Annotated in this window: 24 protein-coding genes and 1 tRNA gene; 19 read left to right on the forward strand and 6 right to left on the reverse strand. The window is 65.7% G+C overall.

Going from position 1 to position 23,458, the window contains the following annotated elements; genetic code table 11:
- Nucleotides 1-36: 36 nt before the first annotated feature.
- Nucleotides 37-804 (reverse strand): IclR family transcriptional regulator, encoded by a 768-nt coding sequence (locus tag HALDL1_15885; protein ID AHG04907.1) that lies wholly within the window; start codon nt 802-804, stop codon nt 37-39.
- 122 nt (nt 805-926) lie between these two features.
- On the opposite strand from HALDL1_15885, the gene HALDL1_15890 reads away from it, so the two are divergent.
- Nucleotides 927-1,745: a beta-lactamase gene (locus tag HALDL1_15890; protein AHG04908.1), complete on the forward strand. Its 819-nt coding sequence runs from the start codon at nt 927-929 to the stop codon at nt 1,743-1,745.
- Between the two features lie 28 nt (nt 1,746-1,773).
- Here HALDL1_15890 and HALDL1_15895 read toward each other — a convergent pair whose 3' ends face one another.
- Nucleotides 1,774-2,403, reverse strand: a complete 630-nt coding sequence (locus tag HALDL1_15895) for an oxidoreductase (GenBank protein AHG04909.1) — start codon at nt 2,401-2,403, stop codon at nt 1,774-1,776.
- Between the two features lie 436 nt (nt 2,404-2,839).
- Complete coding sequence (locus tag HALDL1_15900; protein ID AHG04910.1) at nt 2,840-4,009, reverse strand: metalloprotease; 1,170 nt, start codon at nt 4,007-4,009, stop codon at nt 2,840-2,842.
- Nucleotides 4,010-4,104: 95 nt separating this feature from the next.
- On the opposite strand from HALDL1_15900, the gene HALDL1_15905 reads away from it, so the two are divergent.
- The 4 genes from HALDL1_15905 (at nt 4,105) to HALDL1_15920 (ending at nt 7,890) form a co-directional block, all read left to right on the forward strand.
- Nucleotides 4,105-4,293 (forward strand): hypothetical protein, encoded by a 189-nt coding sequence (locus HALDL1_15905; protein AHG04911.1) that lies wholly within the window; start codon nt 4,105-4,107, stop codon nt 4,291-4,293.
- Nucleotides 4,290-5,132 carry a hypothetical protein gene (locus HALDL1_15910; GenBank protein AHG04912.1) on the forward strand — a complete coding sequence of 281 codons (843 nt, stop codon included), beginning with the start codon at nt 4,290-4,292 and terminating at the stop codon, nt 5,130-5,132. Before HALDL1_15905 ends, HALDL1_15910 begins: the two co-directional genes overlap by 4 nt.
- A gap of 61 nt (nt 5,133-5,193) precedes the next feature.
- The gene (locus HALDL1_15915; GenBank protein AHG04913.1) at nt 5,194-5,565 is read left to right on the forward strand and encodes a cupin; all 372 of its coding nucleotides are present in this window, start codon (nt 5,194-5,196) and stop codon (nt 5,563-5,565) included.
- A gap of 273 nt (nt 5,566-5,838) precedes the next feature.
- Entirely contained in the window at nt 5,839-7,890 is a 2,052-nt protein-coding gene (locus tag HALDL1_15920; protein ID AHG04914.1) for a DEAD/DEAH box helicase, read from the forward strand.
- Nucleotides 7,891-8,064: 174 nt separating this feature from the next.
- On the opposite strand, the gene HALDL1_15925 is transcribed toward HALDL1_15920, so the two are convergent.
- Entirely contained in the window at nt 8,065-8,334 is a 270-nt protein-coding gene (locus tag HALDL1_15925) for a hypothetical protein (protein ID AHG04915.1), read from the reverse strand.
- 90 nt (nt 8,335-8,424) lie between these two features.
- Here HALDL1_15925 and HALDL1_15930 point away from each other — a divergent pair.
- The 3 genes from HALDL1_15930 (at nt 8,425) to HALDL1_15940 (ending at nt 9,072) form a co-directional block, all read left to right on the forward strand.
- Nucleotides 8,425-8,497: transfer RNA gene (locus HALDL1_15930), tRNA-Pro, on the forward strand.
- Nucleotides 8,498-8,574: 77 nt separating this feature from the next.
- A complete protein-coding gene (locus tag HALDL1_15935) occupies nt 8,575-8,736 on the forward strand; it encodes a hypothetical protein (protein ID AHG05415.1) in 162 nt (53 codons plus the stop codon).
- A 108-nt stretch (nt 8,737-8,844) separates the two neighbouring features.
- A complete protein-coding gene (locus tag HALDL1_15940) occupies nt 8,845-9,072 on the forward strand; it encodes a hypothetical protein (GenBank protein AHG05416.1) in 228 nt (75 codons plus the stop codon).
- 618 nt (nt 9,073-9,690) lie between these two features.
- Here HALDL1_15940 and HALDL1_15945 read toward each other — a convergent pair.
- Nucleotides 9,691-10,137 (reverse strand): histidine kinase, encoded by a 447-nt coding sequence (locus HALDL1_15945; GenBank protein AHG04916.1) that lies wholly within the window; start codon nt 10,135-10,137, stop codon nt 9,691-9,693.
- A 460-nt stretch (nt 10,138-10,597) separates the two neighbouring features.
- Here HALDL1_15945 and HALDL1_15950 point away from each other — a divergent pair, with 460 nt between their 5' ends.
- The 8 genes from HALDL1_15950 (at nt 10,598) to HALDL1_15985 (ending at nt 18,003) form a co-directional block, all read left to right on the forward strand.
- The gene (locus HALDL1_15950) at nt 10,598-10,849 is read left to right on the forward strand and encodes a hypothetical protein (GenBank protein AHG04917.1); all 252 of its coding nucleotides are present in this window, start codon (nt 10,598-10,600) and stop codon (nt 10,847-10,849) included.
- A 70-nt stretch (nt 10,850-10,919) separates the two neighbouring features.
- Entirely contained in the window at nt 10,920-12,467 is a 1,548-nt protein-coding gene (locus HALDL1_15955) for an anion transporter (protein ID AHG04918.1), read from the forward strand.
- Nucleotides 12,468-12,640: 173 nt separating this feature from the next.
- On the forward strand, nt 12,641-13,975 hold the full coding sequence (locus tag HALDL1_15960) for a branched-chain amino acid ABC transporter substrate-binding protein (protein AHG04919.1): 1,335 nt from the start codon (nt 12,641-12,643) through the stop codon (nt 13,973-13,975).
- Nucleotides 13,976-13,980: 5 nt separating this feature from the next.
- Nucleotides 13,981-14,868 carry a branched-chain amino acid ABC transporter permease gene (locus tag HALDL1_15965; GenBank protein AHG04920.1) on the forward strand — a complete coding sequence of 296 codons (888 nt, stop codon included), beginning with the start codon at nt 13,981-13,983 and terminating at the stop codon, nt 14,866-14,868.
- On the forward strand, nt 14,865-15,929 hold the full coding sequence (locus HALDL1_15970; protein AHG04921.1) for a branched-chain amino acid ABC transporter permease: 1,065 nt from the start codon (nt 14,865-14,867) through the stop codon (nt 15,927-15,929). Before HALDL1_15965 ends, HALDL1_15970 begins: the two co-directional genes overlap by 4 nt.
- On the forward strand, nt 15,922-16,707 hold the full coding sequence (locus HALDL1_15975) for a branched-chain amino acid ABC transporter ATP-binding protein (protein ID AHG04922.1): 786 nt from the start codon (nt 15,922-15,924) through the stop codon (nt 16,705-16,707). The genes HALDL1_15970 and HALDL1_15975 overlap by 8 nt, the downstream gene beginning before the upstream one ends.
- Nucleotides 16,704-17,453: a branched-chain amino acid ABC transporter ATP-binding protein gene (locus HALDL1_15980; protein AHG04923.1), complete on the forward strand. Its 750-nt coding sequence runs from the start codon at nt 16,704-16,706 to the stop codon at nt 17,451-17,453. Before HALDL1_15975 ends, HALDL1_15980 begins: the two co-directional genes overlap by 4 nt.
- Before the next feature lie 235 nt (nt 17,454-17,688).
- A complete protein-coding gene (locus HALDL1_15985) occupies nt 17,689-18,003 on the forward strand; it encodes a hypothetical protein (GenBank protein AHG05417.1) in 315 nt (104 codons plus the stop codon).
- A gap of 38 nt (nt 18,004-18,041) precedes the next feature.
- On the opposite strand, the gene HALDL1_15990 is transcribed toward HALDL1_15985, so the two are convergent.
- The gene (locus tag HALDL1_15990; protein AHG04924.1) at nt 18,042-18,332 is read right to left on the reverse strand and encodes a hypothetical protein; all 291 of its coding nucleotides are present in this window, start codon (nt 18,330-18,332) and stop codon (nt 18,042-18,044) included.
- Nucleotides 18,333-21,962: 3,630 nt separating this feature from the next.
- On the opposite strand from HALDL1_15990, the gene HALDL1_16005 reads away from it, so the two are divergent.
- Genes HALDL1_16005 through HALDL1_16015 form a run of 3 tightly spaced genes read left to right on the forward strand, consistent with a single transcriptional unit; the run spans nt 21,963 to nt 23,448 of the window.
- A complete protein-coding gene (locus HALDL1_16005) occupies nt 21,963-22,241 on the forward strand; it encodes a hypothetical protein (GenBank protein AHG04925.1) in 279 nt (92 codons plus the stop codon).
- Between the two features lie 47 nt (nt 22,242-22,288).
- Entirely contained in the window at nt 22,289-22,627 is a 339-nt protein-coding gene (locus tag HALDL1_16010) for a hypothetical protein (GenBank protein AHG04926.1), read from the forward strand.
- On the forward strand, nt 22,624-23,448 hold the full coding sequence (locus tag HALDL1_16015) for a hypothetical protein (GenBank protein AHG04927.1): 825 nt from the start codon (nt 22,624-22,626) through the stop codon (nt 23,446-23,448). Before HALDL1_16010 ends, HALDL1_16015 begins: the two co-directional genes overlap by 4 nt.
- The last annotated feature ends 10 nt before the right edge of the window (nt 23,449-23,458 follow it).

Below are 23,458 nucleotides of genomic sequence, written 5' to 3' on the forward strand. Positions count from 1 at the left end.
TAGGCCGCGCGCCCATTTCACGGTTGTGGTGTGGTGTCACGTGTACGTGGCGTTGATCTCGATGATGTTCGCTACGCTGACGACGCGGTCCGGGAGTTCCTCCCGGAAGTAGTCGCCCTTCAGGCGGCCCGCGGGCCCGGAGACGCTGATTGCGCCTGCCACGCGGCCGTCCGTCGTGGTGAGCGGCGCCGCGACGCAGCGCATGCTGTCGAGGCGCTCCTCGTCGTCGAAGGCGTAGCCGCGAGCGCGGATCTCCTCCAGTTCGGCCTCCAGTTCGTCGCGGTCGGTGGTCGTCCTGGGCGTGACCGCGGGGAGGCCGTGGCGTTCGTAGATGGCCTCCCGGGTGGCCTCGTCCATGTTGGCGAGCATCGCCTTCCCGAAGCCGGTGGTGTGGAGGTACACCCGCTTGCCCGGGTAGGAGTCGAGTTTCACGGCCTTCTCGCCGGTCGCCTTGTGGACGTAGACGCCGTAGCCGTGCTCGTGCATCGCGAGGTTCGCGTGCTCGCCGGTCTCCTGGGCGAGTTCCCGGATCTCGGGTTTCGCGATCTGGTAGAGCGTCTGGTTGCGCGCGTGCTCGCCGAACGTGAGGTGTCGGAGGGCGATTCGATACTCGTTTTTCGTCTCGTCCTTGACGACGTACTCCTCCTCGACGAGCGTCCGCAGGTGGTTGTGGACGGTGCTCTTCGGGAGGCCGAGGTGGTCGGCGAGTTCGGTGACGCGCGCGCCGCCGAGAGCCTCCAGCCCTTCGAGGACGCGGAACGTCGTGCGGACGGCGTCGACAGTGTTCTTGCCCCGGGTTGTCATTGTGCGGAACTATCCGTACGTTTGGTCACCACCACTATCAATGTTCGGCCATACTGAACGATTCCGGGGGTCGAAGCGTCACTGGCCCTAGATTTATCGGCCGGCGGAGCGACCTTCGACGTATGTCCGCCGGCACGACGGCAGACGGCGTCTACCGGTTCAACACCGCGGACTGGACGCTCGACTACAGCATGATGGTCCAGATGCAGCGCCCCGGCGAACCGTACGAGGGCCCGTGCCCGTTCTTCCTCGTCAAACACCCCGAGGGAACGGTGCTCTTCGACACCGGCGTCAGCCTCGAGATGGTCCAGAGCCCCGAGCAGTACGGCCAGCACGGCGCGCCCCACATGACCGAATTCGTCCAGACCTGCGAGACCGACGAGTCCCGGACGCCAGCCGCCCACCTCGCGGACGTCGGCTACGAACCCGGCGACGTCGACTACGTCGTGATGAGTCACCTCCACACCGACCACGCGGGCAACGTCGACACGTTCCCGGACGCCGAGTTCCTCGTCCACGAGGACGAACTCAAGTACGCCATGTGGCCCACCGCGACCGCCCAGGCGCTGTTCTACCTCGACGGCGACCTCGAACCGTTGCGCAGCCACGAGTACGACGTCACCGCGCTCACTGGCCGCCACGACCTCTTCGGCGACGGCAGCGTCGAGGTGTTCCCGACGCCCGGGCACTCGCCCGGCCACCAGTCCCTGCGCGTCGAACTCCCGGAGTCGGGGACGGTCGTTCTCGCGGGCGACGTAGCGAACCTCCGCGCGGGCTACCAGCAGGAGCTCCCCGCGGCGTTCAGCTGGTCGCTCGACGACGCCACTCACTCCATCCGGGCGGTCCGCCGGGAGACCGGCGGCGACGGCGGCGCCGTCTACCTCCACCACGACCAGGAGGACGGGGAGCGCTTCCCCGACCCGCCAGAGAAACTGGTGTGACAGCCGGCGGGAGCGGCGCGGCCCCCGCTCAGCCGAAGTTCTCCGCCTTCGCCTCGTCCGGGTCCCGGTCGGCCGCCGCGAGCACGTCTCGGGTCTCGTCGAGGAACTCCGCGAACCCGTAGACGAACACCTGGGCGTCCGCCGGGAACGAGACCGCGGCGTCCTCCACCGCCTCGTCGGCGTCCAGAACCTCGACGGTAGCACCGTCGTCCTCGAGGGCGCCCAGACGCTCCTCGTGGACCGGGTCGTCGTCCCGGTAGACCAGCACCACGCGCCCGCCGTCTTCGGCGACGCGCTCCGCGATGCCGACGCAGGGACCGATACCCGGTCCGCCGGCGAACAGCACGACCGAATCCTCGCCCTCGTAGTGGGTCTCACCCAGGGGACCCATGAGCTCCACCTCGTCGCCTGCGTTCCGTTCGGCCAGCCACTTGCCGAGGGTCGCGTCCTCGTCGGCGCCGACGGTGATCTCGAACGTCTCGCTCACCCGCGGCGAGGAGATGGTGTAGAACGCGTTCTCCGTCTCTCCGTCGAGGTCCGCGGACAGTTTGACGAACTGCCCGGGTTCGGCGTCGAACTCCCTGGGCGTCTCGAGTTCGACGACGACGGTGTCTGGTCCGGCCTGCGCGACGCTGGCTACGCTAACCGCTGTCTCCATACAGACGCAGTCTCGGCCAACCCCCAAAGGCGTTCCGTCGGTGACCGTCATCGGCCGCTCAAGAAGTATTAGTAACCCGCCCAATTCCCCGAAGTGACATCTTTATTATTTATCCTGGTCGAGGTTCCAGTTGTTATGCACGCAGCAGCTAAGACGACCATCGAACCACTCTAGAAGAGCTCTATCGAAATTACCAGAGGTGTTCGGAGAATCAGTTGCAGCTAGGGTGATTCTATCGGAACCCCCCACTCTTGCCCTCCTTATTCGTGTTTTATGGCTTTTCCCAGGTCTGCGGATCGATAGCCTATATGGAAACTATCGTTCTACAGCCATACCAGTTGTTCTGATATACGCAGCCTCCTTCGGCAAACCATGCGCCGCTCGTCGCGCTGGATTGTCGAGGAGCGGGGCGCGGGCCTTCAGAACGGCGACGGCCTCAGTCTATCCGTGCGTCGACGGGCGGCGACGCCCCGGTGGCGCCGGTGGACTGGATGATGTCGAAGGCGGTCATGAGGTCCGTGCGGGAGATGAGGCCGGCCATCTCGCCGTCGGCGTCCACCACGACGAGACGGCCGATGCCGTGTTCCTGGAGCGCGTCGATGGCGTCCATCGCGTTGCTGAACCGGGGGATGCTGTGGACCTCGCGGGTCATCACGTCCTCGACGCGGATGGCGTCGCGCTCGACCTGGTTGACCGACCGGGCGTCGTCCAGGGTCACCATCCCGACGACGTCGCCGTCGCGCGTGACGGGGTAGCCGGTGTGGCGCTGCTCGAACATCCGCTCCATCAGTTCGGCGACCGACGCGGTGGCCTCGACGGTGTGGACGTCCTCGGCGGGCGTCATCACGTCCTCGACGGAGACGTCCTGGAACGCCGCGTTCATCACCGTGCGCTGGGCCTCACCGGAGGCGCCGATGTAGATGAAGAAGGCGACGGCGATGAGGATGAGGTTGAAGCCGATGAGGCCGATGATGCCGAGCACCAGCGCGAACGCCTTCCCGACCTCGGCGGCGATCTGGGTCGCGCGGGCGAACGACCGCCTGCGAGCGAGGAGCGCGCGGAGGACGCGGCCGCCGTCCATGGGGAACCCCGGGAGCAGGTTGAACGCGGCGAGCGCCACGTTCATCAGCGCGAGGTAGCCGAAGACGAAGCGGACGAGGGTCAGCGCGTCCGGGAGCGCGAGCAACGCGACGTAGGAGACGGCGCCCAGGGCGATGCTCACGACGGGGCCGGCGATGGCGATGAACAGCTCCTGGCTCCACTCTTCGGGCTGCTCGGAGAGGCTGGCGATGCCGCCCAGCAGCCACAGCGTGATGGAGTCGATGGGGAAGCCGTAGCGCATCGCGACCAGGGAGTGGCCGAGTTCGTGAAGGACGACGCTGAGGAACAGCCCCACGGCGGCGACGGCGCCGAGCACCCACTCCGTGTTGCCGGCGGTGAGCGCGGCGGTGTCGAGGCCCGCGTCGAACGGCACCGCGTTCAGCGTGTCCGTCCACAGCTCGACCTGGGTGCCGATGAGGTAGGCGAACACCGGGAGGATGAGCAGGAACGTGACGTCGAGCTTGATCGGGATGCCGAACGCGCTCCCGATCCTGAAACTGCGCATACGCCCTCTTGGGACGAAACACGCTTAAAAGCGGGGGCGGGCAGGCTCCTCGCCAGCGAGTGAACTGTTAACGGGTTCCGCGCCGAAGCGGGGGTATGACCTGTCCGTACCTGGCCTACCGCAGCGAGGGCGACGGCCAGTCCTTCGACACCGAGCGGGCGTACTGCACCGCCGCTGACCGGTTCGTGCAAGCGATGCGCGCCGACGTCTGCAACGACCGCTACGACCTCGACCACGCCGAGGACTGCGAGATATACCTGGCACATGCCGACGGGGAGTCGTGAGTTACGAATCGTTCCTCGCCGGCAACCCCCTCGTCGTCACCGCGGCGCTGACCGGCGGCGTCCACGGGAAGGAGGCCAACCCGAACCTCCCGGAGACGCCCGAGGAGATCGGGCGAGCGGCGGCCGCTGCGGAGCGGGCCGGCGCGGCGGTCGTCCACGTCCACGCCCGGAAGCCGAACGGCGAGCGGTCGTTCGCCACGGAGCGCTTCCAGGCCATCGACGACGCCATCCGCGAGTACGCCGACGACGTCGTCATCCAGCACTCGACGGGCGGGACGGGTGCGCCCGACGACGTCCGCCACCAGCCGCTGCGGACCGACCCCCCGCCGGAGATGGCGAGCCTCGACATGGGGCCGCTGAACCGCTACGACCACCTCACCAGCGAGAACACCCGCGGCCTCGTCGACTCGCTGTACGACGAGATGCGCGAGCGCGGCATCAAACCCGAACTGGAGCTGTTCAACGACGGCCACATCAACGAGGTGTACGGGCTCCTGGAGCGCCGCGAGCTCGCGGACCCACTGTACGCCACGCTCATCTTCGGCCCGGGGACGCTCACCCGGCCGACCCCCGAGAACTTCCTGAACGCAATCTCCAATCTCCCGGACGGCGCGCAGTTCAACACGCTCGGGTTCGGCCGCCACCAGCTCCCGTTCGCTACGATGGGCGTGCTGTTCGGCGGCCACGTCCGCGTCGGCCTGGAGGACAACGTCTACTACCGGCGCGGCGAACTCGCCGAGAGCAACGCCCAGCTCGTCGAGCGCGTCGTCCGCGTCGCCGAGGAACTCGGCCGCGAGGTGGCGACGCCCGCGCAGGCCCGCGAGATTCTCGGGCTCTGAGCGCGGCGGGAGTCCCGTCCGAACGACTACGCCTAAGGCCCACGCCCGCCAACCCAGAGGTATGTCCGACTCAGACCACGTGGTTCGACGCGCCGACGAGGCGGAGTACGAGGACGTCGGCGCCGCCGACGGGATGCGGAAGGGCGTCCTCATCGACGACAGCGACGGCGCGCCAAACTTCGCGATGCGCCGGTTCGTCCTCGACCCTGGCGCCAGCGTCCCCGAGCACACCAACGAGGTCGAACACGAGCAGTACGTCCTCGCCGGCGAGTACACCGTCGGCATCGAGGGCGAGGAGTTCACCGTCAGCGAGGGCGACAGCCTCCTCATCCCCGCGGGCGCCGTCCACTGGTACCGCAACGAGGGCGACCAGGAGGGCGCGTTCATCTGCGTCGTCCCGAACGGTGACGACGAGATTCAGCTGGTGGAGTGAAACAGCCGCTGCCACAGCCGATAGTGGGTGGACTGAAAGGGGCCGTGCGCTCGCGCTTGCCTAGTCGGTCACGACGCAAGGACCGCAGTCCTCGTGAGCGGAGCGAACGAGGGCACGGGAGACCGCCGGTCTCCCGGAGGCCGAGGACCACAGCGAGTGAGCGGCCGCGAGCGCACGGGGGCTTTCGAGGAAGCGTGAGCAGTTGCTACCCACGTCTCACAAACAGACACAGAGAGCGAACGCCTGAAATACCGGCGTCCTCTACCTCAGGGCGTGTCTGAACAGGTCCAGCGCGTGGATACGCTCTTCCTCCACGAGACCGGCGGCGACTACGCCGTCGAGGCTCGCCGGGACGACGAGCGGCTGTTCCGCGCGAAACTGGAGCTGACCGAGCGGGACGCCGGCCCGCGACCGGGGAAGTTCCGCGTGCAGGCGGGTAGCGGCGAGGAGCCCCGCAGCCCCGACCAGTTCGTGGAGATAGCCCGGCGCGCCGGCCGGATCCGCATCAGCCAGCAGACCTCCCGGAGCGGGCGCCAGGAGCTCCAGGAGATGCTGGGCGCCTACCAGTTGGAGGCGACGGCGGTGCGGACGTGCCGGTACTGCGCGGGGAAGGGGCGGTACTCCCCGATCACGTCGGAGACGGCCATCAAAGCCGACGACGAGTACATCTGCCAGGACTGCGCGGTGCGGGAGCTGGAGCGCGAACTGGCGTTCAACGGGAACATGACGGGGGCGGCCCAGGCCCGCCTCGAGGAGCTGCTGTTCGAGGAGCAGGACCTCGGAAAGATCACGGGGCTGCTCGGCGGGAACCTCGACCCCGACCTGACGAAGTTCGACGAGGTGTCCGCGACGACGGACGACATCGACCCCGTGCCGGTGTCGGACCTCGACCTCCACCCCGACTTGCAGGGGTTGCTTGAGGACCGTTTCGACGACCTGCTGCCGGTACAGAGCCTCTCCGTCGAGAACGGCCTCGTCGAGGGAGACGACCAACTCGTGGTGTCGGCGACGGCGACCGGGAAGACCCTCGTCGGGGAGATAGCGGGCCTCAACCGGCTGCTCGAGGGGAAAGGGAAGATGCTGTTCCTCGTCCCCCTGGTCGCGCTCGCGAACCAGAAACACGAGGACTTCCGCGACGAGTACGGCCACCTCGCGAACGTCACCATCCGCGTGGGTTCGTCCCGAATCCGAGACGACGGCCACGCGTTCGACCCCTCCGCCGACGTCATCGTCGGGACGTACGAGGGCATCGACCACGCGCTGCGCACGGGGAAGGACCTCGGCGACATCGGCACTGTCGTCATCGACGAGGTGCACACGCTGAAAGAGGACGAGCGCGGCCACCGCCTCGACGGCCTCGTCTCGCGGCTGAAGTACTACTGCGAGGAGCGCGCCAAACAGTCCCGGAACTACGACGGCGCGCAGTGGGTCTACCTCTCGGCGACCGTCGGCAATCCCGGCCAGCTCGCGGCGGGTCTAGAGGCGAAGCTCGTGGAGTTCGAGGAGCGCCCGGTCCCCATCGAGCGCCACGTCACGTTCGCCGACGGCCAGGAGAAACCCGACATCGAGAACAAGCTCGTGCGCCGGGAGTTCGACAGCGAGTCCTCGAAGGGGTACAAGGGCCAGACCATCATCTTCACGAACTCCCGGCGGCGCTGCAACGAGATATCCCGGAAGCTCGACTACCCCTCGGCGCCGTACCACGCGGGCCTCGACTACGGCGAGCGCAAGTCCGTCGAGCGGAAGTTCGGCAACCAGGACCTCGCAGCCGTGGTGACGACGGCGGCGCTCGCGGCGGGGGTGGACTTCCCCGCCTCACAGGTAATCTTCGACACCCTCGCGATGGGCATCGAGTGGCTCTCCGTCCAGGAGTTCGAGCAGATGCTCGGGCGCGCCGGGCGCCCGGACTACCACGACCGCGGGAAGGTGTACATGCTCGTCGAACCGGACGCCTCCTACCACGGGTCGATGGAGGGCACCGAGGAGGAGATCGCGTTCAAACTCCTCAAGGGCGAGATGGAGGACGTCGTCACGCACTACGACGAGGCCGCCGCCATCGAGGAGACGCTCGCGAACGTCACCGTCGGCGGCACCGCCGCGAAGCGACTGAACGACCGCATGATCGGCGACGTGCCGACGAAGCACGCCCTGGGCAAACTCGTCGAGTACGAGTTCATCGACGGCGTGACGCCGACGCCGCTCGGCCGCGCGGTCACCACGCACTTCCTCGAACCCGGCGCCGCGTTCATGATTCTCGACGGCGTGCGCAAGGGGAAAGACCCCTACGACGTTGTGGCGGACCTCGAACTCCGGGGAGAAGAGTAGCGAGAGTTTAAGCGGAGCGAAGACTCTCGGAAGAAGCGAGCGGCGACCGGCGGGAGCCGCGAGTAGCGTCGTTCGGAGCGAGTGAGAACGATGGGAAAGTGAGCGGTGAGCGCAGCGAACCGAGAGCAGTAGTGCGGTTCGGAGCGAACGCCGCGAGCGGGAAATTTTGCAGTCCTACAGCAGGAGCAGTGCGGGCACGAACGCGATGCCGGCCCACGCGAGCAGAATCGCCAGTATCGCGCCCGGAAGGCCGCCGAGGGCAACCACGAGCAACACCAGCGGCGTCACCGCCACCTGGGCGCCCAGCCACTGCGCGAGGAAGATGACGAGCAGGCCCACGACGGCGTTGACGATGAACGGCTTGACCGCGCGAATCACGGCGAAGGCGCCGAACAGCGCCGCCAACACCACCAGCAGGAGTCCGACTTCGAGCAGCGTGACCATGGACGACCCTGTATCGCCGCCGCGAAAGGCGTTGCGGCCGCAGCGTCCGAACGAAACCCTTACGCCTCGGCCCGCGGTACGTTGCACTGCGGGACCGTGGGGTAGCTTGGTATCCTTCAGCGTTTGGGACGCTGTGACCCCGATTCAAATTCGGGCGGTCCCATACCATATAAGGCAGAGTCGGCGTGTTTTGCCGATTCTCGGCCGTTTCGGGAAATCGAGTAGCGGCGCTACTCGGAGGTGGTCAGCGTGAGCGCTCGCGTCGACGACGGGGTGAGCCACGACCTCGGCTGGTGGACGCCGCTCGACGCCGGCTGGGGGCAGCTCTACCATCTGATTCCCTGGCCGGCGTCGGAGAATCACCGATTGTTCGACATGGCGATTTCCCGAAATAGCCGGTAAGAAGAATTGCGATTTGACTACTGAGAGACCTACCAGTTTCAGATGATGTTTGGATCGCCGTGCAAGATGGAAAGCGCGTATTAGTCACGAAACGACCACAACAGTTCCATGAGACTATTCTTCGGCCTACAGGAAAATCAGGACGATAGCACCGGCGACGAGTACCAGAACAAGCAGGGGCAACCCGCGGCGAGAATGGTGACGCGAGGCCGTTTGAAGATCGGCTCGATGCTGCTGTTTCGTCTTGACGTTATCGTGATAGCTTCGCAGTATATCCAGTTTATTTCAAACGCTCCCTGTAGTCCGAGGCCATTTCCAGGCATACCAGAGAACTAGTGCAAGAAGAACAACTTCTACAGTGGCACCATAATACATATGCAACCAAGATTCGCCCACTAAATTGAATAAAGTAAAAGGAATATAGAGTATTGCCACGACGATATTCGTCCAGCGGCTCACTCTTGCCGGCAATGCCAGAGACAGGAAAATCATCAAACCCGGAATTGACACAAATACTAGTGCAACCAACGCCCATGTTGGCGTAATTTCGAACGTGAATACTTTTCCTATTAGTATATCCTCAATAGTCCCTGGCTTGTAAAACCCAAAAATATCTACATATACATATAAAAACATAAATGATGTCCACAATGCTGCTAGCTTCAGCTTCACGTTAACATCGATGTCTTCCAACCCCCCTTTGGGTGTACTAGAAGAACTCATAGCTCACGTTTCCCCACTCGCCATAGTCGATTCCCATAGAAGAAAATTGAGACAATCACACATAGTTAGCAGGTCGTGTATTGCTAATAGAGTTCGAGTAATCCAGTGAGGCGAATGGCATCCTGGCCAAGTATGTGTCAGAACAAATACCTACCAGATGGTGGTTCCCTGTACTTTGCAATCCAGCGGTTTGCCGGAAAAGACTGGATTGTTCGCCAGCCCGCCCCGGGCTCAGTCCCCGACCCGGGTGGTCGCGAGTTCTACGCCCTCGAACTCCTCGAGGAGCTCGAGGAACTCGTCCATATCGAACGGCTTCTGGAGGACACCATCCTCGTCTGCGTCGTGGTCGAGGTCCTGCGATTTGACGTAGTCTTCGTCCATACCAGTGAGAATGATCACTGGCACGTCAGCGAGTTCGGGATGGTGTTTGATTTCGTGGAGAATATCTTCTCCATCGGGGCCCGGCATCACGAGATCCAGGAGCGTGACATCTGGCCGGGGTGCGTTCTCGTACTCACCACCACGATTGATGAACTCTAACGCGGCTTGGCCATCAGTAACGGCGTGGAGGTCGACGTCGAGGACAGACCCGGCGAACGCCTCTTCGACGAGGCGCACATCTCCCGGATGGTCCTCAACGACGAGGACTGTTATTGGGGCGGTCATTGCACCTTCTATCGGCTATGTGGCGAAAGAGGGAGTGGCGACGGAGATAGCCCTCTCTCTATCGACCGTGCTATGATGATAGGTAATCTCGGCAAAAGGCTACGAACGTGTCGGGGAATGCTAGATTCTATGACAGAGAAGTTACCTGAAATGACTGATGAGGGGGTTACATATCCATCAATTAGAACCCATACCCCTCCCATTCCCGGTTACTCAAACCTGTCCCCGTAATCTCGAACATATCTGGATGCTCCAGCGCCACTAGCCCCGAGTCCGCCAGCATCTGACACCGCTCCCGAATCTGGCCCTGCGAGACCTACATCTTCTCGAGTCCAGGATGATCAGCCAGCAGATGCGGCGTCGACCCTTGCTCTCGCTCCGGTAGCACAGTCACCGTTCGTCCAACTGGCGAGCCCCCACGCTAGAGACGAACAGTTATGTGAGTCTGTACGATGCAACCAATTAGCAACAAATGGGGGAGAGGCCGGTCGACGACATCGACGTTCGCGACATCTCGCCGGAGGCGTGGCGGCTACTCCGCGTCGCGGCCGGGTTCGGACAGCGGGAAGTCGAGTCGGAGGTCGACGACATCATGCAAGCCCACGTTTCGATGCTGGAGAGCGACACGCGCATCCTCTCTGAGAACCGTCTCGAGGAGCTGTTCGGGCTGTACGAGGCGGAGTTGAGCGAGACCCAGCTTTGCGTGCTGGTGGAGCACTTCTGACAATGGCACGAACCACGAACCGAACGGCGCGGGCGAGCCAGGGGGAGCGAACGACCGGAGGACGACCACCATGACGGGCGGCTACGTGCTGACGAACCCGCGAACGGCCGGCGCCGTCAGCCTCGCCCTGGCCGCGACCGCAGCCATCGCCGTCGCGCCGACGCCGCCGGGACTGAGCAGCGCGGCGCAACTCGCGCTGGCGACGATGGCGCTGGCGGCCATCCTCTGGGTGACCAAGGCGCTCCCGCTCCCGGTGACGGCGCTTCTCATCCCCGTGACGCTGACCATCTTCGGCGTCTACGACCGGATGGAGCCGGCGCTGTCGGGGTTCGCGGACCCGCTCATCTTCCTGTTCATCGCGGGGTTCATGCTGGCGAAGACGCTCCAGGCCCACAGCATCGAGCGCCGGCTGGCGCTCTACCTCATCAACCGGCTGGGGCGGTCGCCGCGGCTGCTCATCCTCGCCATCATGCTCGCGACCGCGTTCCTCTCGATGTGGGTGTCGAACACCGCGACGACGGCGATGATGACGCCGGTGGCGCTCGGCGTTCTCGCCGAGGTCGTCGGCCGCGACACGCCCGAGGGCGAGACGTCGAACATGCGGGTCGCGACGCTGCTCGGCACGGCCTACGCCGCCAGCGTGGGCGGCGTCGGGACGCTCATCGGCACGCCGCCGAACGTCGTCGCGGTGGCGTTCCTCGACCGCCTCGCCGGGGTCGAAATCTCGTTCGCGGAGTGGATCGCCGTCGGGTTCCCGGTCGTCGTGGTGACGCTGCCGCTGACCTGGTACGTGCTGACGTTCTGGCTCTACCCGCCCGAGGTCGACGACGTGACGGACGCGCAGGCTCGGGCAGGGGAGTACCTCGACGAGGAAGGTCCGTTCTCGCCGCGCGCGAAGCGGGCGACCTACATCGTCGCGGCGACCGCCGGGCTCTGGATTCTGGGCGGGTTCGGCTTCCTCTTCGAGGGACTGCTCCCGTCGGCGTGGCAGGTGACGCTGTTCGGCGGCGAGGGGACGAACCTCTTCGGACTGGAGGGGCACCGCGGCATCCTCTACTACGTGGTGGTCGGCCTGCTCGCGGTTCCGGCCATCGTGCTGGCCGACGCCGACGACTGGGAGAACCTCGTGGACATCGACTGGGGGACCATCATCCTCTTCGGGGGCGGCATCTCGCTGGCCGACGCGCTCGGCGACACGAACGCCATCGCGTGGCTCGCGGAGGCGGTGTTCGGCACGGTCGTCGGGGCGCCCCTCGTGTTGATCGTCCTGGCCGTCGTCGTCTTCGGGGTGGTCGCGACCGAACTCACCTCCAACACGGCGACGACGACCATCCTGGCGCCCATCCTCATCGGCCTGGGGAGCGTCCTGTCGGGGTCGCTGGGCGTCGACCCGGTGACCGCCGCCGTCTTCCTCACCGTCACCGGCGCCATCGCCGTCAGTTTCGCGTTCGCGCTGCCCGTGGCGACGCCCCCGAACGCCATCGTCTTCGGCAGCGGGCACCTCGAACAGCGGGACATGATTCGAGCCGGCGTCACGCTGAACCTCCTGATGACACTGGTCCTCACCGTGCTGTTCGTCCTGCTGTTCCGCTTCGTTTGGCCGTATTTCCTCTGGTAGTCGGTCGCTCTACCGACGCCCGCCAGCGATTCTGGCCCCGCACCGCTCTCTCGGCGCCCGGCGGTGACCATTCCGGCACCTTCCGTGCTAATTATAACCACTAACATTTATGAAGATGTCTGATAATCACTCACACAGGACGTGTATCATTGATACACGTTTGCTAACAACCCATGGCAGACAAACAGAGCCGACGGACGTTTCTGAAAGTTGCAGGGAGTACAGGTGCAATTGGACTCACGGGACTCGCGGGCTGTACCGACGACGGCGGCTCCGGCGACGGTAACGGCGACGGCGGCTCCGGTGGCGGAGACAGCGGTGGCGACAGCGGCGGCGACAGCGGCGGGACGACCAGCGGCGGCAGTGAGATGGGGACCATCAAGCTCGGCGGCTCGATGAGCCTCACCGGCGACAACGCCGACCTCGGCCAGCTGTACAAGGACGCCTACGAGCTGACCATCCAGCGCATCAACGAGAACGGCGGCGTGGAGGCCGGCGACGGAAACACCTACGAACTGGAGCTGATCCTCCGGGACGACGGCACCGACGCCTCGACCTCGCGGAGCATCTACCAGGAACTCATCGACGTCGAGAACGTCGACTACCTCCTCGGCCCGTACGCGAGCTCGGTGACGCTCCCGGCCAGCGCCGTGGCCGCCCAGAACGAGAAGCCGATGGTCGAGGGCGGCGGTGCGAGTCCCGAGATCTTCGCCCAGGGCAACGAGTGGATCTTCGGGCTCCTCCCGACGGCCAACAAGTACCCCGGCTCGTTCATCGACATGTGTCTGGCCCAGGACTCCCCGCCGGAGTCCATCGCCATCCTCGCGGAGGACGACACGTTCAGCCAGTCCACCGCGGAGGGCGCGCGCGCCAAAATCGAGCAGAGCGACATGGAACTGGTCGTCGACCAGACGTTCCCCACGGACACCTCCGACCTCTCGACGAACCTCGGGCGTGTGCGGGACAACGACGCCGACGTCCTGCTGCTCTGTGCCCACCAGCAGCACAACATCATCCTGGCCAACCAGATGGAGAGCCAGGGCGTCAACGTCGACGCCGCGATGGGGACGGTCGGCAGCCTCAACGACTCGTTCAAGAACGAGGTCGGTGACAACGGGGACTACATCTACGGACCGACCTCCTGGGACATCAACGCCAACTTCGACGACCCGGTGTTCGGCGGCACCCAGAACTTCGTCGATGCCATCAACGAGAACTACGACGCCTCGCCGGACTACCACAGCGCGGCGGGCGAGGCCGTCATCATCACGTTCAAACAGGCCTTCGAGAACGTCGACGAACTCGGCCCGACGGCGGTCCGCGACCAGATCCGACAGGCCGAGTTCTCGACGGCCTACGGTACTGTCTCCTTCGACGACAAGGGCATCATCGACAAGAAGATGCTCAACCGACAGTGGCAGCCCGACCCGGGCCTCCAGACCGTCTGGCCCGAGAACGTACAGCAGACCGCACCCATCTACCCGATGCCCGACTGGGGTAATCGGTAACCCAGATGGCGATCGCGCAGTTCATCGTCAACGGCCTCCTCATCGGGGCGCTGTTCGCGGGCATAGCCGTCGGCTTCGCGCTCATCTGGGGCGTCGTCGACATCATCAACCTCGCTCACGGCGAGATGGTAATGCTCGGAGGGTACGTCTCCTTCTGGCTCCTGAGCTTCGCCACCGGGAGCACCAACGCATCGCCGACGGTGTTCCTGGCGACGATTCCGGTGGCCATCGCCGTCGTCTTCGTGGTCGGCTACGTGCTCCAGCGGGTGCTCGTACAGCGAGTCATCGGGACGGACATCTTCCTCACGCTGCTGGTCACGTTCGGCATCAGCATCGCCATCCAGCAGCTGGCGATCCAGGCGTGGACGGCGAACCCGCGGTCGATCCAGGCCTCGTTCGCCGACCCGTCGCTGACCGTCGTCGGTCTCGTCGTACCGAAGATGAAACTGCTCGCGTTCGCCGGGGCAATCGTACTCACTGTCGCCCTCTACGCGTTCCTCCAGAACACGCGGACGGGGCGCGCGATTCGCGGCGTCGCACAGAACCCCGAGGCGGCGGAACTCGTCGGCATCGACGTCGAGCACACCCGGGCGATGACGTTCGGTATCTCGTCGGGCATCGCCGGCGGAATCGGCGCGTTCGTCGCGACCATCCTCACCATCGACCCGCAGATGGGGCTCATCTACACGCTCAAGAGCTTCGTCATCGTCGTGTTCGGCGGCGTCGGCTCCATCCCCGGAGCGATGGTTGGCGGCCTGATGCTCGGCTCGGTCGAGGAACTGACCGTGGGGCTCGTCTCCTCGCGGTGGACGCTCGCGGTGAGTTTCACACTGCTCATCGTCCTGCTCGTCGTCAAACCGAACGGCCTGTTCGGTGAGGAGGCCGACCAATGAGCACGAGCGAACCCGAGGAGCGTGGCGGGCTCCTGCACTCCATCGTCCCCCCGAACCAGGTCGACCGGTTGTTCGACTTCTGTGGCGCCCACGCCTGGAAGCTACTGCTGGTCGGCGCGGTGGTCGGTGCGCTCCCGCCACTCGTGGGTCTCGAAGGAGGCTACTACATGACTGTCGTCACCGAGATGTACCTGTTCGCGATCCTCGCGCTCTCGTGGGACATCATCGGCGGTCAGACCGGCTACCCGAGTTTCGGGAACATGGCGTTCTTCGGCATCGGGGCCTACACCACGGCGGTCCTCGTCAAGGACTTCGCCGTCGCGTTCCCGATGGCGATGGTCGCCGCGGGTCTGCTCGCGGTGGTGTTCGCGACCGTCATCGGCGTCGTCGTGCTCAGACTCCGCGGGCACTACTTCGCCATCGCGACGCTCGGCGTCCTGCTGGCGGCCCAGCAGGTCTCCCGAAACCTGGACATCACTGGCGGTGCGAGCGGGAAGATCCTGCTCGACGTGCCGGAGGCCTCGGTGTTCTACTACCTGTTCTTCGGCGTACTCGTCGCCGAGATGGCGGTCGTCTACTACCTCTCGAACACGCGGTTCGGCTTCGTCCTGAACGCCATCCGCGACGACGAGGAGAAGGCGACCGCGATGGGGTTCAACACCACCTACTACAAGACGGTGGCGTGGATGCTGTCCGCGCTGTTCACCGGCCTCGCCGGAGGCGGGTACAGCCTGCTCAACACGTTCGTCAACCCGCAGACGGCCTACAACGGCGCGTGGAACGTCGAACTCATCGCGATGGCGCTGATGGGCGGATCCGGCACCGTCGCCGGCCCGGTCATCGGCGCGTTCGGTCTCCACACCGTCATCGAGTACGTCGAGACGGCCTTCGTCGGCTGGCAACTCGTCGTGCTCGGCGTCGCCATCATCGTCACCGTCATCTCCTTCCCCCAGGGCGTGGTCGGCACGCTCCGGGAGTACGCCAGCGAGATGGCGTACTACGAGCGCGGTGGAATGGCCGCCACCAGCGACGACGACGCGGAGGTGACCACCGATGAGTGAGAGTACGGACGCGGCCGCCATCGACGCCGACCCCGACCGCGCAGTGCTCCGGACGGACGGCGTCACCAAGCGCTTCGGTGGCCTCACCGCCGTCGACGACGTCGACGTGGAGGTCCACGAGGGCGAGATCGTCGGCCTCATCGGACCGAACGGTGCGGGCAAGTCGACGCTGTTCAACTGCATCACCGGCACGCTCCACGCCGACGAGGGGCGCGTCTACCTGCAGGGGGAGGACGTCACCGACTGGCCCGAGTACAAGATCGCGCGCGCCGGCCTCGGACGGATGTTCCAGGAGACCCGCGTCTTCGGCAACATGAGCGTCCGAAAGAACCTGCTGCTGGCCGCACAGAAGGGAGGCGCCGACGTCGGCAAACTCCTCCGGCGGCCCGACGACTCGCTGGTCGAACGCACGAACGAACTGCTCGAGTACGTCGACCTCGGCGGGCTCGCGGACACGCGGGCCGGCCGACTGAGCTTCGGTCAGCAGAAGCTCATCGAGTTCTCGATGGCGCTGATGGCCGAACCGGAGCTGCTGTTGATGGACGAACCGGCCGGGGGCATCAACCCCGCGATGCTGGAGAACCTCATCGACTACATCCGAACGGCCAACGAGGACGAGGAGGCGACAATCTTCCTCATCGAACACAACATGGACTTCGTCATGGAAATCGCCGACCGAATCTACGTCCTCGCACACGGCGAGCGAATCGCCGCGGGGACACCGGAGGAGATACAGAACGACCAGCGCGTCCTCGACGCGTACCTGGGGAGGGAGTGATCACTGTGCCAACGCCAGACACCGACCACGTCGGCGACACCATCATCGGGATGGAACACGTCACCGCGGGCTACGGCAACACGACCGTCCTCCACGACGTGAGCATCGCCGTCGAGGAGGGCGAGATCGCCTGCCTCATCGGCCCGAACGGGTCGGGGAAGTCGACGCTGATGAAGAGCATCTACGGCTTCGCCGACGTGAAAGCCGGCACCGTCTCGCTCCGCGGCGAGGAGATCACCGGCCGCTCGCCACAGGAAAACCTCGCCAACGGGGTGAGCTACGTCCTGCAGGACTCGAGCGTCTTCCCCCGCATGAGCGTCCACGAGAACATGCTCATGGGCGGGTACGTCTTCGACGACGACGAGCGCGCCAGCCGGCGCGCCGAGGAACTCTACGAGGAGTTCCCCCTCCTCGGCGACATCCGCGGCCAGTCGGCGGGCACCCTCTCCGGAGGCCAGCGCCGCCTGCTCGAACTGGCGCGTGCGCTGATGGTCGAGCCGGACGTGATGCTGCTCGACGAGCCCTCCATCGGGCTCGAACCGCGGTTCATCGACGACGTCTTCGAGCGGATCGAACAGCTCAACGACCTCGGGACGACCATCCTGCTGGTCGAGCAGAACGCCCAGAAGGGGCTCTCCGTCGCCGACCGCGGCTTCGTGCTCGCCAGCGGCGAGATCAAGTTCACCGGCACCGGCACCGAACTCCTCGAGGACGAAGAGGTCGGCCGACTCTACCTCGGGGGCTGACCGGGCGGTACCCCCGTCACGACTGTCGATTTCTGCGAACCATTAGGGGCTCACGACTGGCCGGCAGCGATTACCCTGTAACGCCAGTCTACCGCTCGCCCTGAAGACCAAAATTTGTCGTTTTTCGCGGGTAACGGCCGCGTTTTCCCGTAGGAAGCCGATTACATTGCGGTCGGTGAGCGAACGGCAGCGCATGGCGACGCAAACGACGACAGCAAGGGAGGGAGGGGAGTCAGTGCTCGTCGAACGGCGGTTCTCGCGGGTCCTCGCGTACACCGTTCTCACAGTGGGCGTCTACGGGTTCTACTGGCTCTACTCGGTGAACAAGCAGCTCAAACTCGCGTACGACGAGGAGTACAGCCCCGTGTGGCGCACGCTCGGACTGCTCGTGCCCATCTACGACCTGTTGGTCCTGTGGCGCATCTCGGACACCGCCGCCGAGCACGTCGTCGAGGACCAGACCGGACCGGTGTTGTTCCTGCTGTGGGTCGTCTTCTTCCCCGCGGCGATGTACCTCATGCAGGACGGAATCAACAAGAAGGCGGTGTGAATCGCGGCCAGACAGCTCCCGGCGCGAGCCGCCGCGGCTCACTCGAACTGCCTGACCTCGTAGACGCCCGCGACGCTGGTCTCCTCGACTGTCGCGGTCAGTTCCTCACCCTCCTCGAACGAGCGGTCGGCGACGAGCGTGATGGCCTCGATGGGGCGGCGCAGCAGGAACGACTTGACGCGCTCGAACCACGATGGGATGCCACCGTTCCGGCAGACGAGGACGTAGCGGGCGTCGGCGAGTTCCTGCATCGTCTGCGTGAGTTCGTGGTCGCCCAGTTCGTCGGGCGGCACGACGTAGACGACCTCCGCGCGGACCGTCTCGGTCATACGGAGTGGATGGCCGCGACGCGAATGAGTCTTACCCGCTCCGGCGAGCGCGGGCGGGACGAGGGTGTGGGGCGTTCTCCGTTCACTTCCACCCCGCTTTGCGAACCTTCTTAGGCGAGCACGCGCTACCTTACCCAGAATGGCCCAGGCCGCAAACCAGGAGCTCGTCGACAGGTTCGAGGAGTTCTACCGCCGGTACTACAGCGACGACGTCGCGGAGCTCGCGCGGGAGTACCCCCGCGAGTCGAAGTCGCTAGAGCTGGACTGGCGGGACCTCTACCAGATGGACCCCGACCTGGCCGACGACTACATCAACCACCCCGACCAGCTCGAGGAGGCCGCCGAGGAGGCCCTCCGGCTCTACGACCTCCCGGTCGACGTCAGCCTCGGGCAGGCCCACGTGCGCGTCTTCGGCCTCGAGGAGTCCACGGAGATCCGGGACATCCGCGCCGAACACCTGAACACGCTCATCGGCGTCCAGGGGATGGTGCGGAAGGCGACGGACGTGATGCCGAAGATCCAGCGCGCGGTGTTCGTCTGCCAGCGCTGTGGCGCCGAGACGGAGGTCCCACAGAGCGACGCCGGCTTCCAGGAGCCCTACCAGTGCGAGAGCTGCGAGCGACAGGGCCCGTTCAAGCTCGACCCCGAGCGCTCGGAGTTCGTCGACGCCCAGAAGCTCCGCATCCAGGAGTCCCCCGAGGGGCTCTCCGGCGGCGAGACACCCCAGAGCATCGACATCCACATCGAGGACGACATCACTGGCGAGGTCACCCCCGGCGACCACATCACCGCCACCGGCGTCCTCCGCCTCGACCAGGGCGAGGAGTCGACAGACTCCCCGGTCTTCGACCTCTACATGGAGGGGTCGTCCATCGTCGTCGAGGACGAGGAGTTCGAGGAGATGGACATCACCGAGGAGGACAAACAGCAGATCATCGAGATCAGCGAGCGCGACGACATCTACGAGCAGATGGTCGACTCGATGGCGCCCGCCATCTACGGCCACCGCGAGGCCAAGCTCGCGATGATGCTCCAGCTGTTCGCCGGCGTCACCAAGGAGCTCCCGGACGGCTCGCGCATCCGCGGCGACCTCCACATGCTCCTCATCGGTGACCCGGGTACGGGTAAGTGCGTCCGCGGCGATACCACGGTGACGCTGGCAGACGGGAGCGAACACGAGATCCGAGACCTGGTCGAAGCCAACCTCGACGACCCCAAATCCATCGACGATGGCGTCTGGGACGACGCCGACCTGGAAGTCCCGTCGCTCGCACCCGACGGGACGCTCGTCCAGCGCCGCGCGACGAAGGTCTGGAAGCGCGAGGCAACGGAGTCGATGTACCGCGTCCGGACGGCAAACGGCCACGAACTCACCGTGACACCGAGTCACCCACTCTTCGTCCCAGGGACGAACGGTCCCGAGGCTGTGCGGGCCGAGGAGTTGAGTGAAGGACAGTTCGTGGCGACCCCGAGGCGTCTAGACACAAACGGCGACGACAGCCTCGACGTTTCCTACCGCGAGGCAGAGTCGTACAACGCGGTCCACATCGACCTCCCCGACGAGTGGACGCCGTGGCTCGCACGCCTGGTCGGCTACGTCGCTGCTGAAGGATACGTCGAACAGCGCGACGACAACACGGGCTACGTCTCCGTGACGAACAACGACGAGGAGGTGCTCGACGACGTGAAAGACGCCCTCGACGAACTCGGCGCGAACTACGTCGAGCGCGAACCACACGACGGGAAGTCGGCACGGGAGGTGATCTGTGGGTCCGGCGAGCTCGTGAGTTTCCTCCACGAACTCGATGCGGGCCTGCTCGACGGGTCGGCAGACAAACGCGTCCCGAACGCCGTGAAGCGAGCGTCCGACGGAACCAAACGCGAGTTCCTCACTGCATTCGTAGAAGGCGAAGGGCACGTGGCCGCGAGCGAGCGCGAGATAACCGTCGCCTCGACCAGCCGAGAGCTACTCGAAGGCGTCCGGTCGCTGCTGCTGTCGCTCGACATCACGAGCCAACTGCACCCGCGAGAGAACGGGAGCTACCGGCTCCGCATCAGCGGCGAGATGTTCGAAAAGTACGTCACCGACGCCGGGTTCGTCACGGACCGGAAATCCGAAGCCGCAGCGTCGTTCGAGGAGACGAGCGGGAACACGAACACCGACGTCGTTCCCGTCGACGGCGGCGAACTCCGGTCCATCCGGAACGAGCTCGGACTGACGCAGGCCGATTGCGGAATCCCTCGCTCGACGTACCAGCACTACGAGCGGGGGAGCCGGAACCCGAGCCGTGGGAGTCTCTCTACGGTCGCGTCGGCGTTCTCCGAGGCAGTAGACGAGACAATGGCCGCCGACGGCGGGACGAACGTGTCGTCGAGAGTCGGCGCCGTGGAGGCGGCAGCGACCAATGATGTCGCCTGGGACCGCATCGAATCCATCGAGGAAGTCGACACCGACGAGGAGTGGGTGTACGACCTCGAAGTCGAGGGTACGCACAACTACCTCACCGACGGCGTGGTCTCGCACAACTCCCAGATGATTTCGTACGTCCAGAACATCGCGCCGCGCTCGGTGTACACCTCCGGGAAGGGGTCGTCCGCGGCCGGTCTGACGGCGGCAGCGGTGCGCGACGACTTCGGCGACGGCCAGCAGTGGTCACTCGAGGCAGGTGCACTCGTCCTCGCCGACCAGGGCGTCGCCGCGGTGGACGAGCTGGACAAGATGGCCGACGACGACCGGTCGGCGATGCACGAGGCGCTCGAACAGCAGAAGATCTCCATCTCGAAGGCGGGCATCAACGCGACGCTGAAGGCGCGCTGTTCGCTGCTGGGTGCGGCGAACCCGAAGTACGGTCGCTTCGACCAGTACGAGCCCATCGGCGAGCAGATCGACCTCGAGCCCGCGCTCATCTCGCGGTTCGACCTCATCTTCACGGTGACGGACAAGCCCGACCCGGAGGAGGACGCGAAGCTCGCCCGGCACATCATCCAGACGAACTACGCGGGCGAGCTGAACACGCAGAACGACAACATCGCGAACGCGAACCACTCGGCCGAGGAGATCGACGCCCAGACGGAGAACGTCGCGCCCGCCATCGAGTCGGACCTCCTGCGGAAGTACATCGCGTACGCCCGCCGGAACTGCTACCCGACGATGACCGACGAGGCCAAGTCGGCCATCGAGGAGTTCTACGTCGACCTCCGCTCGAAGGGCCAGGACGAGGACGCCCCCGTCCCAGTAACCGCCCGACAGCTCGAGGCGCTCGTCCGGCTCGCGGAGGCGTCGGCGCGGCTGCGGCTCTCCGACCGCGTCGAGGCCGAGGACGCCGACCGCGTCATCTCCATCGTGCGGTCGTGCCTGCAGGACATCGGCGTCGACCCCGAGACCGGCGAGTTCGACGCCGACGTCGTCGAGACCGGGCACTCGAAGACCCAGCGCGACCGCATCAAGAACATCAAGGGACTCATCAAGGAGATCGAACAGGACTTCGACGAGGGCGCGCCCATCGAGGAGGTGCTCGACCGCGCCGAGGAGATCGGCATGGACGCCGACATGGCCGAACACGAGATAGAGAAGCTCAAGGAGAAGGGCGAGCTCTACCAGCCGAACAAGGACCACCTCCGCTCGATCTGATGGACCGAATCTCCGCGCTCCGGAACGTCGAGGACGCGCTCGCGGATTTCGAGGATGGTGACGCCAGCCTCGGGGACGTCGAGGACCGCGTGCTCGGCGTGCTGCGGAAGTACGCCACGGAGTTCGAGGACGAGACGGTGGCGGCCTACCGCGCGACCGGCGACCCGAAGGTAGAGGACGTGGTCGTCGTGGCACCCTCGCCCGAAACGGCACGCGACCGCGTCGCCGCCCGCGTGACCGACCCGGTCCCCGAGTTCCGGGTCGAGCGCGCAGATTGATTCCCGCTTCCGAAAGTAATTTTTACGCCCGGTAGAAAGTTCAGATAGTGCTGCTGGTCGTCACGTACTCGCGGGCCGCCAGGCAGAGCCTGCGGAACGTCTGCCGGACCCACGAGGACTGTGTCGTGCGGCGCTTCGGCCGCGCGGCGCTCCTGGCAGGGACGGAGTTCGGGGCGTTCCAGGCGCTGCGCCTCCGGGAGAAACACGCTGGCGACGTGCAGGTCGAGCGGACCGTCCCGCTCAACGAGTTCAGCGACGTCCCCGAGCGCGTCCGGGACGCTGCCGCGGCCTACGAGTCCCGGGATGCCGCGAGTACGCCCTACGCGAAGTTCGCGGCGGGTTCTCCCCACCCCGCGCCGGAGTCGCTGCGCGGCGAGGAGCTATGAGGGTCTCGTTCGACGGCGTCGAGCGACGCGGAGCGGCTATCGACCTGCGAGCGGAACCAGTCTCGGCCGAGGAACTCGTGGCGGCCGTCCGCGACCCCGGCGACGACCGGGTCGTCTGCTCGCCACCCCAGACCGTCCACGAGCGCGTCGGCCTCCTCCACAGCGGCGTCCGGGTTCGACCCGTGACGGCCGTCGCCGACGCCGCACGGACGCGGCGGGCGAGCACTGAGTACGACGAGGAACTGCGCGCCGTCGAGGCGGAACTCGCGGCAGTCGAGGTGCCGGACGTGGACCTGGAAGCCGCCAGAGAGCGCGTCGCCGCGGCCGCTGCGGACGTCGACAGACTGGACGAGAGCGTGGCGCGAACGAGCGGCCGCGTCGAAGCGAAGCGGGAGGGCGACGCCGACCCATCGGACGCGGAAGCCGACCTGCAGAAGGCCACCCGCAAACTCGCCGAGGCGGAGACCGACTATCACGCCGCCCGCGAGACACTCGCCACGGCCCGAGAACGTGCCCAGGACGCTCGGGACGCCCGCCAGCGGCGACTCGAACTGCAGGACCGCCGGGAGAACCTCCGACGGGCGGCGCGACGGGCGCTCGCCGACGACTACGCCAACTCGTTCCGGTGCGCCGTTCGGGCGCTCCCCGTCGCAGCCGAACCCGTTCACCCACGAGAGTTCTCGGGGTCAGACTGGGCTGCGGCCTGTGCCGTGGCGCGAATCGCGCGGCCGTGCGCCCCGCTCGTCGTTTCGAGCGGGTTCGAAGACGCTACGAGAGCGCGGGCAGCCCTCGTCGCGCCCGTCCTGCTGGCGGAACTTTAAGCCCGAGACC

The organism is Halobacterium sp. DL1 (genome assembly GCA_000230955.3).
Taxonomy (GTDB): domain Archaea; phylum Halobacteriota; class Halobacteria; order Halobacteriales; family Halobacteriaceae; genus Halobacterium.